Origin of the sequence: Gordonia polyisoprenivorans, from assembly GCF_017654315.1 — a bacterium.
Classification (GTDB): Bacteria; Actinomycetota; Actinomycetes; order Mycobacteriales; family Mycobacteriaceae; genus Gordonia; species Gordonia polyisoprenivorans_A.
Genome location: NZ_CP072203.1, coordinates 35,009 through 49,961, shown reverse-complemented (window position 1 = coordinate 49,961; position 14,953 = coordinate 35,009). Strand labels below are relative to the sequence as shown.

Annotated in this window: 19 protein-coding genes; 12 read left to right on the top strand and 7 right to left on the bottom strand. The window is 65.9% G+C overall.

Translation table 11 applies throughout. From position 1 onward, the window contains the following. Positions 1 to 11: 11 nt before the first annotated feature. Positions 12 to 227, top strand: a complete 216-nt coding sequence (locus J6U32_RS00265) for a hypothetical protein (RefSeq protein WP_208793037.1) — start codon at positions 12 to 14, stop codon at positions 225 to 227. 219 nt (positions 228 to 446) lie between these two features. Further along, positions 447 to 818 (top strand): hypothetical protein, encoded by a 372-nt coding sequence (locus J6U32_RS00260; RefSeq protein WP_244332435.1) that lies wholly within the window; start codon positions 447 to 449, stop codon positions 816 to 818. A 7-nt stretch (positions 819 to 825) separates the two neighbouring features. On the opposite strand, the gene J6U32_RS00255 is transcribed toward J6U32_RS00260, so the two are convergent. Continuing rightward, positions 826 to 1,353 (bottom strand): DoxX family protein, encoded by a 528-nt coding sequence (locus J6U32_RS00255; RefSeq protein ID WP_208793036.1) that lies wholly within the window; start codon positions 1,351 to 1,353, stop codon positions 826 to 828. Positions 1,354 to 1,463: 110 nt separating this feature from the next. Between J6U32_RS00255 and J6U32_RS00250 the strand changes: the two genes are divergently transcribed. The 4 genes from J6U32_RS00250 (at position 1,464) to lon (ending at position 5,849) form a co-directional block, all read left to right on the top strand. Next, positions 1,464 to 1,973: a phenolic acid decarboxylase gene (locus J6U32_RS00250; protein ID WP_208793035.1), complete on the top strand. Its 510-nt coding sequence runs from the start codon at positions 1,464 to 1,466 to the stop codon at positions 1,971 to 1,973. A gap of 98 nt (positions 1,974 to 2,071) precedes the next feature. Continuing rightward, positions 2,072 to 2,515 carry a DUF4186 domain-containing protein gene (locus J6U32_RS00245; RefSeq protein WP_208793034.1) on the top strand — a complete coding sequence of 148 codons (444 nt, stop codon included), beginning with the start codon at positions 2,072 to 2,074 and terminating at the stop codon, positions 2,513 to 2,515. A gap of 105 nt (positions 2,516 to 2,620) precedes the next feature. After that, complete coding sequence (locus J6U32_RS00240; protein ID WP_208793033.1) at positions 2,621 to 3,292, top strand: alpha/beta hydrolase; 672 nt, start codon at positions 2,621 to 2,623, stop codon at positions 3,290 to 3,292. Between the two features lie 217 nt (positions 3,293 to 3,509). Next, positions 3,510 to 5,849 (top strand): endopeptidase La, encoded by a 2,340-nt coding sequence (gene lon / locus J6U32_RS00235; protein WP_208793032.1) that lies wholly within the window; start codon positions 3,510 to 3,512, stop codon positions 5,847 to 5,849. A gap of 82 nt (positions 5,850 to 5,931) precedes the next feature. On the opposite strand, the gene J6U32_RS00230 is transcribed toward lon, so the two are convergent. From J6U32_RS00230 to J6U32_RS00215, 4 genes are all read right to left on the bottom strand, one after another. After that, positions 5,932 to 6,339 carry a PIN domain-containing protein gene (locus J6U32_RS00230; protein WP_208793031.1) on the bottom strand — a complete coding sequence of 136 codons (408 nt, stop codon included), beginning with the start codon at positions 6,337 to 6,339 and terminating at the stop codon, positions 5,932 to 5,934. Continuing rightward, a complete protein-coding gene (locus J6U32_RS00225; protein ID WP_208793030.1) occupies positions 6,336 to 6,548 on the bottom strand; it encodes a CopG family transcriptional regulator in 213 nt (70 codons plus the stop codon). Before J6U32_RS00225 ends, J6U32_RS00230 begins: the two co-directional genes overlap by 4 nt. An 83-nt stretch (positions 6,549 to 6,631) precedes the next feature. Next, positions 6,632 to 7,084, bottom strand: a complete 453-nt coding sequence (locus J6U32_RS00220) for a hypothetical protein (RefSeq protein ID WP_208793029.1) — start codon at positions 7,082 to 7,084, stop codon at positions 6,632 to 6,634. Between the two features lie 43 nt (positions 7,085 to 7,127). Continuing rightward, entirely contained in the window at positions 7,128 to 8,297 is a 1,170-nt protein-coding gene (locus J6U32_RS00215) for an LLM class flavin-dependent oxidoreductase (protein ID WP_208793028.1), read from the bottom strand. A gap of 138 nt (positions 8,298 to 8,435) precedes the next feature. Here J6U32_RS00215 and J6U32_RS00210 point away from each other — a divergent pair, with 138 nt between their 5' ends. The 3 genes from J6U32_RS00210 to J6U32_RS00200 all read left to right on the top strand — a co-directional run bounded on the left by J6U32_RS00210 (position 8,436) and on the right by J6U32_RS00200 (position 9,593). Next, positions 8,436 to 8,795 (top strand): hypothetical protein, encoded by a 360-nt coding sequence (locus J6U32_RS00210; RefSeq protein WP_208793027.1) that lies wholly within the window; start codon positions 8,436 to 8,438, stop codon positions 8,793 to 8,795. Positions 8,796 to 8,847: 52 nt separating this feature from the next. Continuing rightward, entirely contained in the window at positions 8,848 to 9,276 is a 429-nt protein-coding gene (locus tag J6U32_RS00205) for a hypothetical protein (protein WP_244332433.1), read from the top strand. Between the two features lie 65 nt (positions 9,277 to 9,341). Next, a complete protein-coding gene (locus tag J6U32_RS00200) occupies positions 9,342 to 9,593 on the top strand; it encodes a hypothetical protein (RefSeq protein ID WP_244332431.1) in 252 nt (83 codons plus the stop codon). A gap of 30 nt (positions 9,594 to 9,623) precedes the next feature. Here the strand turns inward: J6U32_RS00200 and J6U32_RS00195 are convergent, their stop codons facing one another. Continuing rightward, positions 9,624 to 10,340, bottom strand: a complete 717-nt coding sequence (locus J6U32_RS00195) for an IclR family transcriptional regulator (RefSeq protein ID WP_208793025.1) — start codon at positions 10,338 to 10,340, stop codon at positions 9,624 to 9,626. 66 nt (positions 10,341 to 10,406) lie between these two features. Between J6U32_RS00195 and J6U32_RS00190 the strand changes: the two genes are divergently transcribed. After that, on the top strand, positions 10,407 to 11,810 hold the full coding sequence (locus J6U32_RS00190; RefSeq protein WP_208793024.1) for a CoA transferase: 1,404 nt from the start codon (positions 10,407 to 10,409) through the stop codon (positions 11,808 to 11,810). 23 nt (positions 11,811 to 11,833) lie between these two features. On the opposite strand, the gene J6U32_RS00185 is transcribed toward J6U32_RS00190, so the two are convergent. After that, positions 11,834 to 12,004, bottom strand: coding sequence for a hypothetical protein (locus J6U32_RS00185; RefSeq protein WP_208793023.1), 171 nt, complete (start codon positions 12,002 to 12,004; stop codon positions 11,834 to 11,836). Between the two features lie 409 nt (positions 12,005 to 12,413). On the opposite strand from J6U32_RS00185, the gene dnaK reads away from it, so the two are divergent. Together dnaK and grpE are read left to right on the top strand one after the other, a co-directional pair. After that, entirely contained in the window at positions 12,414 to 14,264 is a 1,851-nt protein-coding gene (gene dnaK / locus J6U32_RS00180) for a molecular chaperone DnaK (protein WP_208793022.1), read from the top strand. Further along, positions 14,261 to 14,926 (top strand): nucleotide exchange factor GrpE, encoded by a 666-nt coding sequence (gene grpE / locus J6U32_RS00175; protein WP_425324098.1) that lies wholly within the window; start codon positions 14,261 to 14,263, stop codon positions 14,924 to 14,926. Before dnaK ends, grpE begins: the two co-directional genes overlap by 4 nt. Positions 14,927 to 14,953: the final 27 nt, after the last annotated feature.

Here is a 14,953-nt window from a genome sequence, read left to right as displayed (position 1 = left end):
TCGGAGTCGAGATGAACAGGGTGATCGTCCGGTGTGATCGAGGTGCCTACTATTCGACGATCTGGTGGCCGTTGGGCTCGTTCAAGGCCGCGCGGTTCGGGCCGATGCGCGTGCAGCGTTGCCCCGTGCATCATGCGTGGGAGAAGACGCGGCGGATCGATCCGTCGCAATTGTCCGACGACGTGGTGGCGTCTGCGCGAGCCACGACCGACTGGCCGATCCCGTAGGCGTGTTCGTCCTCGGGTCGCGTCTCGGGGACGACGGGATCACGATTCGACTAGTCGAGTTAACGATCGTGAAGCCACAGCCGATACTCGGCGCGTGAACAGCACACGGAGGAACCGGCTGGTAGCCGGAGCGCTCACGGTCGCGTCTGCGGCGGGAATGCTGATCGGCGCGGGTACCGCGTCGGCTGACGACACCCTCGGTCGGCTCGATGACCGCACTTGTCAGGTGTCAGTCCCAACATCGTCGATCTGCCCTACACAGTGGGAATCCACGCTCAGCAGACCCAGAAACCGATCGTCCACAACAGTGTGACGCTGTACTTGACCAAGCCGGTGACGTTCATCGCCCCCTACTCGGCCGGCGGTACCCTCACCTGGCGCAATCCGGTGACAGGACAGCACGGAACGCAACGATTCTCCGACTCGATCCGGCGGTACCAGCTACTGATGCCGTTCGCCGACATGTCGAGCATGCCGACGCTCCACCTCCACCCCGGGGTGGGCTCGCTCGACGTGTCGATCACAGCCCAACCCAAGGGGTTGGTGCCGGTTGCGCCGGTGACGTGCACCGTGCGGTTCACGGTGATCTGACGGCGGCTCAGGCCGACTGTGCAGCCAGAGCCTTCTTGCGGCGCGAGAGGACGCCGAAGGCGCCGCCGACCGATGCCAGCAGCGCGGCGATGCCGACCTTCTCGTGTGCGAGCGGGTGCTTGACGACGGCGTCCAGCGAGTAGCGCCCCGGTCCGGTCAGAACGATTGCAGCAGAGGATAATCCGAGAACTGCGGGATACTCGAAACCGCCGTTCTGCGAGAAGAACCCGCTCGGGCGGTGGACGTCGGCGGCGGCGATCATCGCCGCGGTCCCGACGGCCGCCGCGACCCGGGTGCCCGCACCGAGCACGACGAGTCCGCCCGCGGCCTCACTGATGCCCGCCGCGATCGCCGACGGCTTGGCAGGCTCGAAGCCCATCTTCTCCATTCCGGCAGCGGTGCCGTCGATACCGGGGCCGCCGAACCATCCGGCGAGCTTCTGGGTGCCGTGGGCGAACAACGTGGCCCCCACTGCGACGCGCAGGGTCAGCAGGCCGGCGTCGAGTGCCCGGGAATTCTTCGAGGTACGAGGCATGGGTGTTTCACCTTCCTAACGATGGTCTAACAGGACTCTAGTCCGTTTACTTGGAGGCGTCGTCCCCGGGGTGGGGAGGGTCTCAGGCGGACGCGGGCACAATCGGCACCATGAGCAACATCGCGCCGATCCAGGACCTGTCCGGACTCGTCGGGCATCGCTTCATCTACACCTACGCCAATGGGTGGCAGTACGAGATGTACGTGAAGAACGCGTCGACGATCGACTACCGCATTCATTCGGGGATGGTGGGTGGCCGGTGGGTGAAGGATCAACGCGTGGACCTCGTGCAGCTCGACGACGACGTGTACAAGGTGTCCTGGAACGAGCCAACCGGAACGAGCGTCGTCGTCAACGTCCTGCCGGGAAAGCGCAGACTCCACGGAACGATTTTCTTCCCACGATGGGTCGAGGAGAACGGCTCCGCCACCGTCGTGTTCCAGAACGACCACCTCGACGAGATGCGCGCCCTGCGCGACGCCGGGCCCACCTATCCGATATTCGTCGTGCCCGAGTTCGCCCGGATCACCCTGTTCGAATTCGTCGGCGCCGACGACGAGTCGGTGATCTCGGTGGCACCGGGAGAGTTGCCCGAAAGTTTTGCCGATCGGACGAATTGACGCCAATCGGAGATTGTGACGGCAATATCGCGTCGGTTCTGAGCCGGATCAACCATCGAGCCGAAGCCATTGACGTCACGCGCCTCTAACCTGGTCCCATGCATGAGCAGCCGACCGAGGAAATCCGCGCCGTCGTGCAGCGGATCACCGGCTATCGGTTCCGCTCCCGCTTTCATCTGCGGCGCCACGAGCAGGCCATCGTCGCCCGAGACGGCATGAAACTCATCCGGATTCACGCGGCCGATCTGCTGGATGCCCGACTTGCGCCGGCGCATCCCCGTAACGACGGAAAACAGACGCCGTGGGGTGGTCACCCGGTGTTTCGCGCGCAGCACGCCACCGGAACCTGTTGTCGGGGTTGCCTTTACCGACTGTACGGGATCGCGGCGGGGCGCGCGCTGACGGCCGCGGAACTCGAGTACGTCTGTGACGTGGTGTGCTGCTGGATCGGTATGGAGATGGCGGATGGGCCTGCTGTGTCACCTCCGTCGGTCGCGCGTCGGCGCTCGGCGCGGAGTTCGGGACAGGGGACGTTGTTTTGAAATGGCGCGTTAATCCCCTGGATGTGTGTCGACTTCGGCGATGTGTGTCCTGCAGGACACACGAACGCCAGGTCGGCACACGTTTGCCTCCGGCGAGGGGTGACGATGGACGATGAGACGACCGGCGCTGCAATGGCCGGCGAATTTTATACCGAGACACTCGATTACGATGGTGGCCGGTCCGTCACGGTGTATATCCCGCCGACGAGGCCGGAGGCCATCGTTTTCACCGGCGACGGCCAGTCGACCCGGCGTCGGGTGCAAGCGCTCGACGCGAGCGCCGCCGAATCCACCATGGTGGTCGGAACGCACCGATCGGCGGATGAAACGGTGCGTCTGCAGGAATATTCGCCGCCGATCGCGCCGGAACGGTTCGCTGCACATGAGAGATTCTTCGTCGGCGACGTACGACGATGGGTGGCGTCGCGGTTCGGTGTGGACCTGCCGCCGGAGCGGACTGCCGTGTTCGGGGTCTCCGCCGGGGCGGAACTGGCTCTGGCTCTGGGGCTTCGGCACCCATCGACCTACGGCATAGTGCTCGGCGCGTCGCCCGGTGCCGGTTACCGCCCGCCCGTCACCATGCCGGTGCAACTGCCGCGGGTGTATCTCGTCGCGGGCACCTCGGAACCGTTCTTCCTCGAGAACGCTGCGCGATGGGCGACCGCACTTCACGGAGCCGGAGCGGACGTCGTCATGTATGAGCGGGACGGATCGCACGGTGGGGCGTTCTGGAATACGGAACTCTCGCTGATGGTCCGGTGGGCGTTCGGGCGGTGAGTTCTCCACGCTGTCGGCCTCCCCGGGCTGCCTCGAGCAGGGTCGGAGGGCGGGTCGATCCCTGAATGTGGGTCGACTTCGGGAATGTGTGTCCTGCAGGACACACATCGGCCAGGTCGGCACACAAACGAGCCCGTTCGCCCACGGCGGAAACCATCCCGGGAACAAACTTCCTGCCAGCAGAGTTGAGTCGGTCAGACTGAACTTTGGAGGTTAGATGTCTGAGCAGACATATTCACTGCCGGTCCTGTTCGTTCCCGATCTCGTCGTCCTGCCCGGCATGGTCGTGCCGATCCCACTCGACGACGCAGCCCAGGCGACTGTTGATGCGGCTCGGGCCAGCGAGCCCGGAAAACTGCTGGTCGCGCCGCGTCTGGACGACCGGTACCCGACCCACGGGGTGGTTGCGTCGATCGTGCAGGTCGGGCGCATCCCCGGCGGCGGCCAGGCGGCCGTTGTCAAGGGCGAGAAGCGGGCACACATCGGCACCGGTACCACCGGCCACGGCACAGCGCTGTGGGTCGAGGTGACCGAAATCGACGAGGCCGAGGCCACCGCCGAGACCAAGGCGCTCGGCGCCGAGTACAAGAAACTCGTCCTCGCAATGCTCCAGCGCCGTGAGGCGTGGCAGGTCATCGACGCGGTCAACAAGATGAGCGACCCGTCGGATCTCGCCGACACCTCGGGCTACTCGTCATGGCTGACCGACGTCCAGAAGCGTGAGCTCCTCGAGACCGACGACGTCGTCGCGCGGTTGCAACTGCTGATCGACTGGACCAGCGAGCACATCGCCGAGACCGAGGTCTCCGACAAGATCGCCGACGACGTCCGCAACGGAATGGAGAAGCAGCAGAAGGAGTTCCTGCTCCGTCAGCAGCTCAACGCCATTCGCAAGGAACTCGGTGAGGACGAGCCCGACGGCGCCGACGACTATCGCGGTCGCGTCGAGGCCGCCGACCTGCCCGACAAGGTCCGTGAGGCCGCGCTGCGCGAGGTCGGCAAACTCGAGCGCTCGAGCGACCAGTCACCCGAAAGCGGTTGGATCAGAACCTGGTTGGACACGGTGCTCGACCTGCCGTGGAACGTCACGACCACCGACTCCGCCGACATCAAGGGGGCGCGCGAGATCCTCGACGCCGACCACCACGGTCTCGATGACGTCAAGGACCGCATCGTCGAATACCTTGCGGTGCGGGCACGTCGGGCCGAGCGTGGCCTGCAGGTCGTCGGCGGCCGCGGCTCCGGTGCGGTGATGGTCCTGGCCGGCCCGCCCGGTGTGGGCAAGACGTCGCTGGGTGAGTCCGTGGCCCGAGCGCTGGGCCGCAAGTTCGTGCGCGTCGCCCTCGGCGGTGTGCGTGACGAGGCCGAGATCCGCGGTCACCGGCGCACCTACGTCGGTGCGCTGCCCGGTCGGATCGTGCGTGCCATCGGCGAAGCGGGATCGATGAATCCCGTTGTGCTGCTGGACGAGATCGACAAGGTCGGCTCCGATTTCCGTGGTGACCCCGCGGCGGCGCTGCTCGAGGTCCTCGACCCCGCGCAGAACCACACCTTCCGCGACCACTACCTCGATCTGGATCTCGACCTGTCCGACGTCGTGTTCCTCGCGACCGCCAACGTCATCGAGAACATCCCGTCGGCGCTGCTCGACCGCATGGAACTGGTCACGATCGACGGCTACACCGAGGACGACAAGGTGGCCATCGCCCGCGACTATCTGCTGCCCCGCCAGCGTGAGCGCGCGGCCCTGACCGCAGAGGAGATCACGGTCACCGACGACGCACTGCGCGAGATCGCCGCGAACTACACCCGTGAACCGGGTGTGCGGCAGTTCGAGCGGTTGCTGGCCAAGCTGATGCGCAAGGTGGCGACCAACATCGAAAACGGTAGTGCCGCAGTACCGGTCACCGTCGGCGAGCCAGAGCTCAAAGATCTGCTGGGCCGTCCGCGCTTCACCCCCGAATCGGAGGAGCGTACCGCGGTACCCGGCGTCGCGACCGGGCTCGCGGTCACCGGAATGGGCGGCGACGTGCTGTTCATCGAAGCCAACCGTACCGATGCCGGTGAGGGAAAGGGCGGTCTGCAACTCACGGGCCAGCTCGGCGACGTGATGAAGGAGTCGGCGCAGATCGCGCTGTCCTATGTGCGTGCGCACGCATCCGAACTCGGTGTCGAACCGAAGGCGCTCGACGGGGCCATCCACGTGCACGTGCCCGCGGGTGCGGTGCCCAAGGACGGACCGAGTGCCGGCATCACGATGGTCACCGCGCTGGTATCGATGGCCACCGGACGCAAGGTCCGCGCCGAGGTGGGCATGACCGGTGAGGTCACTCTCAACGGCCGGGTGCTCCCGATCGGCGGACTGAAGCAGAAATTGCTTGCCGCGCAACGCAACGGACTCACCCAGGTGTTCATCTCGCCGCGCAACGAGGCCGATCTGGACGACGTGCCGGCGGAGATCCTCGAGGATGTGACGGTGACGCCGCTCGCCGACGTCGCCGAGATCGTCAAGCAGGCTCTCGAGCCTGCCGCCGACGAGGTGAGTGCCGCGGCCTGATCTGTCGACGGTTCACGACAGGACCGAGCCCGGGGAGGTATACCTCCCCGGGCTCGGTGGTGACGTGGGTATCCCGATGCAGTCAGGGAACGATGGTCGGCGGCGATCCATCCATGAGTCGAAGAATGCTGAAGTGCCGATGATCGAGGGTTGCAATCAACGAAGTCTGATACGCGTCCGCGAGGACGATGTTGGAGGCATCGGTGACGCCGATCGGTATGTCGGAATATCGCTCGACGATGGCTGTCGCCGTGACGATTCGACTCCTCGTCATTGATGCCAGTTCCCATGCGCCGGAAGTCAATTCCGACAGGACCACCTGTTCGGCTCGAGTGCCGTGTCTGGTCAGTAGGAGATAGTCGAGTTCGGCGATGACGAACGGCGAAATGACCAGTGGACCGGAGTGGGATTCGATGATCTCGGCGACGGCACTGTGCTGCGGTTCCGCGGAGTCGAAGTAAGCGAGAAGGGCGCTGGTGTCGAGGATCACTCTCCGAACCCGTCGAGCAGTTCCTCAGCGCGTTCGGCAATCGGCTCGCTGCCTACGAACAGACCGCCCCGCGGCCGGGGCTTCTGCCCGTCGAGCGCAGCACGGAGGGCTTCGCGCACCACCTCTGCCTCCGAAATCGAACGACGGCGGGCTTCGAGCTCAATGGCGCGTTTCAGGTCGTCGGGTAGGTACAGAGTCGTCTTCGCCATGCCACATATGGTACCGCCGGTGGTATGACGTGGCGCGGAATCCGGGCGTGGTTGGTCCGTACTCGAACCACGAGGGCGTTCACTCAGCGGAAGATGTCGTTGACGATGTCGTCGCCGATGCCGAATCCGGCGCCCATGGCGATCGACCGCCCGAAACCGCTGCCGAGGAATCGCTGCAGCATTCCGCCGCCCTGTGGGGCTCCGTAACCCGGCTGCGCATACTGGGCCGGCTGCTGGTACTGGGGTTGCTGACACTGCGGCTGCTGATACTGAGGTTGTGGGGTCGTCGGCGCCACCTGCTGCACGTGTGAATCGATCATCGCGTGCATCGACTGGAGCAGGTTGGTCATCTGCCCCTCCTCGTCGCGGATCGCGAGCGCTACCTCTTTGAGGTCCAGCGCCCACTCACGGGCGTCGGAATTGCCGGATGCGGCTGCCGCCTTGAGCTTTTGGGCCAGCGCCGACAGCGCTGTCGCCGTCTGCTGTCCTTGCTGCTGCAACTGCTGATAGGCCTGATCGACCTGGTTCTCGTCCATGGGCACTCCTCACGACACCGGTGACGCAACAACGCCACAGTACTCATCGGTGTGCAGTTGCGCCCCCATCGGATGAATTTGCCGGAATTCCGAAGTTTGTTCCGCCGCAAGCAAAGTCGCCGGCAGTGAACCCGCCGGCGCGTCCAGGGTCGTCGGTACTCCACAGCGTCGTCGACAGCTCGCGTCGCACCAGTGGGATCACCTCTTCGGCGAATTGGGTGAGCACCTCACGCTGACGCTCGTACGGCAACACCGGATTGATCGAAATCGACTGCAGATCATGATGATACGAACGGTGATAGTCGATGATCTTCTCCGCGACCCGTTGCGACGACCCGACCAGCGCGGGCCCGCGTTCGACGGCGTCGGTGATGGTGGCGAACATGTTGATCTTGCCGATCCGGGTCTCGCCCGCGAACTTCTCGCGATTACGGGCGGCGATGCCCTCGTAGACCGGTCGATACTCGGCGATCGCGTCGTCGGTGGTGGTGGCCAGGAACAGGCCGCCCGAGCCGGACCCCACATATGCCCGGGCCGGATCGTGTCCGTACTCGGCGTACTTCTCCCTATACCGATCGATGAGCACCTGATAGTTCTCGCGCGGTTGCAGGGCGTTGGCGGTGACGATCGGGTCGCCGTATCGGGCGGCGAGGTCGACGGCGACGGTGGAGGTTGCCGACCCGTGCCAGATCCGGAATGGCCCGGAAAACGGCCGCGGCACGGTGCTCACCCCGTCGAGCGGTGCATGATGCTCGCCCCGCCAGGTGACATTCTCCTCGCGCAGGAGCCGCCGGAGCAGTGCGTAGTTCTCGCGGAGGTAGTCGTACTGATGCTCGAGCCGCCGGCCGAACATCGGGAAGTGCTTGTCCTCGTTGCCCTTGCCGATCACGATCTCCAGGCGTCCACCGGAGAGCTGGTCGATGGTGGCGTAGTCCTCGGCGACGCGTACCGGGTCGAGCAGGCTGAGCACGGTCACCCCGGTCGACAGCAGAATCCGGTCGGTGGCCGCGGCGAGCGCACCGAGCAGCACCGTCGGCGACGACGACAAGAACTCCCCGGCATGACGCTCACCGACGGCATACGAGTCGATCCCGAGCTGCTCGGCGAGTACCGCGTTCTCGACGACGCGCGTCAGGCGCGTGTGCGAGGAGAGGAGTTCACCGGTGACCGGATGGGGTGTGTGCGGAACGATGTCGAGAACTTGAAAGCGCACGTCGCCACGCTAACAGCGGGGTACCGGGCCTCCGGAAGCCTTGCGATCACCCTGAATCCAGCGGTCCGCATCTGCGCCGAACGCGAGGACTACGGTGAAAGACGAAGTCTCGTATATGTGTCAGCAAAGGAGCTCTCCATGTCCGACCTGCCCAAGATCACCGACCAAGAGATGCGGACGATCATCCAGTACTCGCAGCCGTATTCGGTGGTGGTGCTGCGCGCGGGGCCCGAGTTCGGCAAGCCCGAGTCGAAGGACTTGATCTGGGAGCACAGTCGACGCAACTTCTCCCTGCGCGCCAAGGGCGACCTCGCCGTCATCCTCGGTGTCACCGAGGACGACTCCGATATCCGCGGCTTCGGGATCTTCGACAAGGACGTCGAGACGACCGCGAAGATCATGAACGACGACCCGGGTGTACAGGCCGGCGTCTTCGAGTTCGACGTCCACCCGGTCCGCGGATTCCCGGGCGACGCGTTGGCGCCCAAGCCGGACTGACGGTGGCATCGAGGGCGCGGCGAACTCGTTGCGCGCCGATATCATCGACCCTGTGACCGCTGACGTCCGTCGACCCACCCGCAGACGCGGGACGTTGTTCACCTATGCGGAGCTCGCGGAATCCCTGGCCGCCGGCGAGGACTGGCATCTGGCGGTCCGACTACTCCGTGAACTGGTTCTCCGGACGCAGCGGTTGACCGACGTCGTCGACATCGATGAGGTCCATCGGCGTCCGCCACCCACCGGCACGCGCGGATGGGACGCCATACTGGGCGGGGTCGCGCATATCACCGGGCGCGATCGTGTCAGCGATCCGGAGATCTTGGCATGGTGCTTTGAACCGGACCGGTTCTGCACGGATGCGATGTTCGACCCGTTTGGCGTGCCGCCCAAGTATTTCTGGACTGACTACCTCCGGACCCCGGTGGAGTTGCAGACGCGCAACGTGGTGTTGCCGGTCGGCAATCTCGAGGGAGTCTGAGCGTGGCGCGAACGTCGGCGGGGCGGCAATGGCCTTGGCGTACAACGCCGATCGGGCGACTGAGGATGTGGACGGAACATTCGAGCCGCGCGACGTCGTGCTTCAAGCGGCCGCATCGGTCGCCGGAGTACGTCCTCGCAATGAAGGCGATGGTGACGCGCAAGTCGCAGGGGGACATCGATGACGCAGTGGCGCTGTGCCATCTCCTGTCGATCAGCACACAAGAGGCGCTGGAAGCGGTCGTGTCCCGGTATTTTCCCGGTCGGCGGTTCGGCGCCCAGGAACTCATCTTCGAGCGGATCATCGAGTCCCTCTGAGCAGTGGCGGTGAGGCGTCGCGCAGCACACTCACGTCCGGGCGCGGGCCGCCAACCAGGCAGCCGTACGTCGCGCGGCGTGTTCGAGCGCCGGGGAGGGCCGATCCGAGATCCTCGGCGCGGCGACGACCACCACGGCCAGTAGTCGCCTGCCGTCGAATACCGGTACCCCGGCCACCCGCAGCGCCGACTGCACCGAACCATCGCTGAGGGCATACCCGCAAGCGCGAATCTCATCGATCTCGCGGCCGAAGGCGACGGCATCCCCGGGTGAGGCGTGCTCGGCGAGCAGCGCTGCGCGCTCGTCCGCCGGTAGGAACGCCAGCATGGCCCGACCACTGGCCGTGGCGAGCAACGGTCGAGGCACGTGATCGCGCACCACGGCGCCGATCTCCGCGGGAACCTCGCCCACCCCATGCAGGTACACCAGGTCGGATCCCACCAACACCGCCAGCGCCACCGGGGCCTCGATGACGGCGTTCAACTCGGTGAGTTCGTCCGGCGTCAGAGGTGGCTGATCGGCGTGGCCGGCAATGAGCCGCAGCATGCGCAGGCGTTGGCCGAGTCGATAGCCCGCGCCGACGCGGGTCAGATAACCGCATGCCCGAAGGTCGTCGACGAGGTCGTGGGTCGAGGAAACCGGCGCTTCGATGTCGCGCGCGATATCGCTCAGCGACAAGGGTTTTCCGGCGCGGGCGACACACTCGAGGATGTGGTCCGCGCGCGGAATGGCGCGATGTCGGCGCATGTCCACCACCTTACGGAAATACGAAAGCCTGGTCGGTGCGCTGTCGGCGATGGCCACAGTAGGGACATGGCCCCGACACCTTCGTCCCCTGACTCGTCCACCCCGGACTCGTTCACCTCGGTACCCGCGACGGTCTTCGACCTCACCGCCCTGCTCGGTACCGACACCGGGGAATGCGTGATCAGCGGAAAAGCGCCGACGACTTCGTCGCCACATCGGATCGCGGAGGCGTCTGCCGCAGGGATCGGAGCCCTCGGGGTCCAACTCGCCGCACTCGCCGGCGGTCCGCGCGTGACCGTCGACCTCGCCACGGCGCTCGATCAACTCCGGGCGGCGTTTCTCACCACCCTCAACGGCCGGCATGTCCACACCGTCGTCGAGGACCCCTCGGCTTTGGGTAACAACGACTTCTACCGTACGAGTGACGGCCGGGGGATCTTTCTGATCACCACCTATCCTCATCAACGCGACGCGGTGTGTGTGGTCCTGAACTGTCCGCCGGTCAAGGCGAAGATCGCGGCCGCGGCCGCCGAATGGGGCGCGGTCGATCTCGAGGACGCCGTGTACGCCGCGGGGGGCGTGGCGGCCGCGGTGCGCACGGCCGACGAATGGGCCGAGCACCCCGTGGGCCGGGAGAGCGCCACGCATCCGGTGATCCGACTCGAGCGCATCGGTGACGCCCCGCCCCGGCCCCTTCCCCACACGTCGATGTGGCCGCCGCTTCACGGGATACGGGTGGTCGACATGACCCACGTGATCGCCGGGCCGGTGTCGACCAAGCTGCTCGCGACATTCGGTGCCGATGTGTGTCACGTCAGCCGCCCGGACCTTCCTGATCCCCTGGCGATGGTCGCCCTCACCGGCGGTGGTAAGCGCAACGCGTACTGCGATGTGCGACAGCCGGATCAGGCTGCGGCGTTGCACACGCTGATCGACGCCGGCGACGTCTTCGTCAACTCCTATCTGGGACTGGGCAAGCGGGGCCTCGCGGCCGACGATCTCTCGCTCGAGCATCCGGGCACGGTCGTCGTCGACTACCACTGCTGGGGATCTGGGTCGGCCTGGCGCGACCGCGGCGGCTTCGATCAGCTCGCCTGCGCGGCAACGGGTTTTGCTCTCGAGGAGGGTGGAGGGGTGCCTGCCCTGCCGCCGACACAACTGCTCAACGACTATCTCGCCGCCTATTTGGGGGCCGCCGGGGCCGTGGCGGCATTGCGCCGACGGGCCACCGAGGGCGGGACATGGCGCGTGCGAGTCGAATTGGCGCGGGTGTGCACCTGGGTTCGCTCATTGGGAATCGTCGACGCCCTCCCGGGGCAACCGATCGGGCCGCCGGTCGCGTCCGCCGACGGCTGTGACGGTCCGCTCGGGCGCCTCGTCGAACCTTCGGTGCCGATGGTGTTCGAGGGTCTGTCGACCCCGACACACCGCGCGCCGACACTCCTGGGGACTGCGCCCTTGCGGTGGTGACCGGCGTGAGGGGCCGGCCCGGCTCACTCGGCGTCGTCCTCCTCACGCCCGAGCATCCCGACCGCGACCCAACTCAGCGCCACCACCACGCCACCGACGACGGCATATGGCGTGTTCGTGTCGATGACCGCGAAGCCGACGCCGTAGAGCATCGTGATGGCCAGGGCCACGAAGGACAGGACACGACGATTCATGATCTCGACTCCTCGAACTCGGCGGCCACCTCTTTGGTGGACCCACGCAGCGCGACCCCCGAGGGGATTATCGGCCCAATCGCGCCTGGTCGTGAGCGGATCTCACGACCGAAACGTGTGACCTGCGGTCACGTGCGCCAAACCTGAGCGAACTCCGCTCAACTTTTTTCGTCGAATCGGGAACATCTGTGGCACCCCACCCGTTGGACCGATCGAGAAACCTGAGCGATGCTGGCTCAACTTGAGTTGACCTCGACCGGCTCAACCCGGTAGGACATGAGTCGGAGGCACTGAAGTCTGCCCCCGGAGCGCAGGTTTGCCACAAACCACACTCTCGTGGTGGGCGTCAAGCCTGCCGCGGGGGAGCAGGACTTGGGTGCACACCCAGAAACCAGGAGGAATAGCAAAGATGTCTCGTGCTGTCGGAATCGACCTCGGCACCACCAACTCCGTGGTGTCGGTACTCGAAGGCGGCGAACCGACCGTCATCGCCAACTCCGAAGGCTCCCGCACCACTCCGTCCGTTGTCGCGTTCGCGCGCAACGGCGAGGTGCTCGTCGGGCAGCCCGCCAAGAACCAGGCGGTCACCAACGTCGACCGCACCATCCGCTCGGTCAAGCGCCACATGGGCGAGACCGACTGGAACGTCGCGATCGACGACAAGAAGTACACCCCGCAGGAGATCAGCGCCCGCACGCTGATGAAGCTCAAGCGCGATGCGGAGGCCTACCTCGGTGAGGACGTCTCCGACGCGGTCATCACCGTGCCCGCCTACTTCAACGACTCCCAGCGGCAGGCCACCAAGGAAGCCGGCCAGATCGCCGGCCTCAACGTGCTGCGCATCGTCAACGAGCCGACCGCCGCGGCCCTGGCCTACGGCCTGGACAAGGGCGAGAAGGAACAAACCATCCTGGTCTTCGACCTCGGTGGCGGCACCTTCGACGTCTCGCTGCTCGAGATCGGCGACGGAGTGGTCGAGGTCCGCGCGACCTCCGGCGACAACAACCTCGGTGGTGACGACTGGGATCAGCGCATCGTCGACTGGCTCGTGGAGAAGTTCAAGAACTCCTCGGGTATCGACCTGACCAAGGACAAGATGGCCATGCAGCGTCTGCGTGAGGCTGCTGAGAAGGCCAAGATCGAACTGTCGGCGTCGCAGTCGACCTCGATCAACCTGCCCTACATCACCGTCGACGCCGACAAGAACCCGTTGTTCCTCGACGAGCAGCTCTCGCGCAGCGAATTCCAGAAGATCACCTCGGACCTGCTCGAGCGCACCCGCGCTCCGTTCCAGGCGGTCATCAAGGACGCCGGCATCTCCGTCGGTGACATCGATCACGTTGTGCTCGTTGGTGGTTCGACCCGTATGCCCGCCGTCACCGATCTGGTGAAGGAACTGACCGGCGGCCGTGAGCCCAACAAGGGCGTGAACCCCGACGAGGTCGTCGCGGTCGGTGCTGCCCTGCAGGCCGGTGTGCTGCGCGGCGAGGTCAAGGACGTGCTGCTGCTCGACGTGACCCCGCTGAGCCTGGGCATCGAGACCAAGGGTGGCGTGATGCACAAGCTGATCGAGCGCAACACCACCATCCCGACCAAGCGGTCGGAGACCTACACCACCGCCGAGGACAACCAGCCGTCGGTGCAGATCCAGGTGTATCAGGGTGAGCGTGAGATCGCCTCGCACAACAAGCTGCTCGGCTCCTTCGAGCTCGGTGGCATCGCTCCTGCGCCGCAAGGTGTTCCGCAGATCGAGGTGACCTTCGACATCGACGCCAACGGCATCGTGCACGTCACCGCGAAGGACAAGGGCACCGGCAAGGAGAACTCCATCCGCATCCAGGAGGGCTCGGGCCTGAGCAAGGACGAGATCGACCGGATGATCAAGGACGCCGAGGCCCACGCCGACGAGGATCGCAAGCGTCGTGAAGAGGCCGAGACCCGCAACCAGGCCGAGTCGTTGGTGAACCACACCGAGAAGTTCCTCAAGGACAACGAGGACAAGGTGCCCACCGACGTCAAGGACAAGGTCAACGCGTCGATCGCCGAGGCCAACGAGGCACTCAAGGGCAACGACATCGCCTCCATCAAGAGTGCGATCGAGAAGCTCTCGACCGAGTCGCAGGAGATGGGTCAGGCCATCTACGCGGCATCGGCCGCCGAGGGCCAGGCCGCTGACGCCGCCGACGGTGGCAGCGCGACCGCAGGCGACAACGACGTCGTCGACGCCGAGGTCGTGGACGAGCCCGAGGAGAAGAAGTGACCGCTCCGGGCGCCGGGAGCGGAGCGAGCGGGACCAATGCCGCGGGCGGCGGAGCTGGTTTCGAGGAGCCGGTGACGGTGACCGATCGTCGTCGCATCGACCCGGAAACGGGTGAGGTGCGCGAGGATTCGGCCGCCCGGCCGGGTCCGGCAGAGGCCGAGCCCGCCGTGGCGATCCCCGATCCCGAGCCGAGCACGCCGCACTCCGACGAGGTCGCCGACCTCACGGCGGCACTGCAGCGCGAACGCGCACAGTTCGCCAACTACAAGCGGCGTACCGAGGAGGAGAAGCAGGGCCGGGTTGCCTACGGCAAGCAGGTTCTCATCGAGAAGCTGCTGCCGGTCCTCGACGACCTCGACCGTGCCCGCGAGCACGGCGACCTCGAGTCCGGTCCGCTGCGCGCTGTCGCCGACAAGCTGGCCGCCACGCTGACCGGCGAGGGTGTCGTCAAGTTCGGTGAACCCGGCGACGTGTTCGACCCGGAACTGCACGAGGCCGTCCAAAACGACGGCAGTGGTGCCGAGCCGGTCCTCGGCGCGGTCTATCGCAGCGGTTACCGCCTGGGCGAGAAGGTGATCCGCACCGCGATGGTCACCGTCACCGACCCGGCGCCGGCAGCGCAGGAGAGCGGCCCGCAGGACGCTCCGACCGGTGCACAATAATCACCTGCACAACCATCCGGCGATGCG

Excerpts from the sequence above, each read along its gene's own strand:
- J6U32_RS00265 (WP_208793037.1), top strand. The coding sequence starts at position 12 with ATGAACAGGGTGATCGTCCGGTGTGATCGAGGTGCCTACTATTCGACG.
- J6U32_RS00255 (WP_208793036.1), bottom strand. The coding sequence starts at position 1,353 with ATGCCTCGTACCTCGAAGAATTCCCGGGCACTCGACGCCGGCCTGCTG.
- J6U32_RS00250 (WP_208793035.1), top strand. The coding sequence starts at position 1,464 with ATGAGCAACATCGCGCCGATCCAGGACCTGTCCGGACTCGTCGGGCAT.
- J6U32_RS00245 (WP_208793034.1), top strand. The coding sequence starts at position 2,072 with ATGCATGAGCAGCCGACCGAGGAAATCCGCGCCGTCGTGCAGCGGATC.
- J6U32_RS00240 (WP_208793033.1), top strand. The coding sequence starts at position 2,621 with ATGGACGATGAGACGACCGGCGCTGCAATGGCCGGCGAATTTTATACC.
- lon (WP_208793032.1), top strand. The coding sequence starts at position 3,510 with ATGTCTGAGCAGACATATTCACTGCCGGTCCTGTTCGTTCCCGATCTC.
- J6U32_RS00225 (WP_208793030.1), bottom strand. The coding sequence starts at position 6,548 with ATGGCGAAGACGACTCTGTACCTACCCGACGACCTGAAACGCGCCATT.
- J6U32_RS00220 (WP_208793029.1), bottom strand. The coding sequence starts at position 7,084 with ATGGACGAGAACCAGGTCGATCAGGCCTATCAGCAGTTGCAGCAGCAA.
- J6U32_RS00210 (WP_208793027.1), top strand. The coding sequence starts at position 8,436 with ATGTCCGACCTGCCCAAGATCACCGACCAAGAGATGCGGACGATCATC.
- J6U32_RS00200 (WP_244332431.1), top strand. The coding sequence starts at position 9,342 with ATGTGGACGGAACATTCGAGCCGCGCGACGTCGTGCTTCAAGCGGCCG.
- J6U32_RS00195 (WP_208793025.1), bottom strand. The coding sequence starts at position 10,340 with ATGCGCCGACATCGCGCCATTCCGCGCGCGGACCACATCCTCGAGTGT.
- J6U32_RS00190 (WP_208793024.1), top strand. The coding sequence starts at position 10,407 with ATGGCCCCGACACCTTCGTCCCCTGACTCGTCCACCCCGGACTCGTTC.
- J6U32_RS00185 (WP_208793023.1), bottom strand. The coding sequence starts at position 12,004 with ATGAATCGTCGTGTCCTGTCCTTCGTGGCCCTGGCCATCACGATGCTC.
- dnaK (WP_208793022.1), top strand. The coding sequence starts at position 12,414 with ATGTCTCGTGCTGTCGGAATCGACCTCGGCACCACCAACTCCGTGGTG.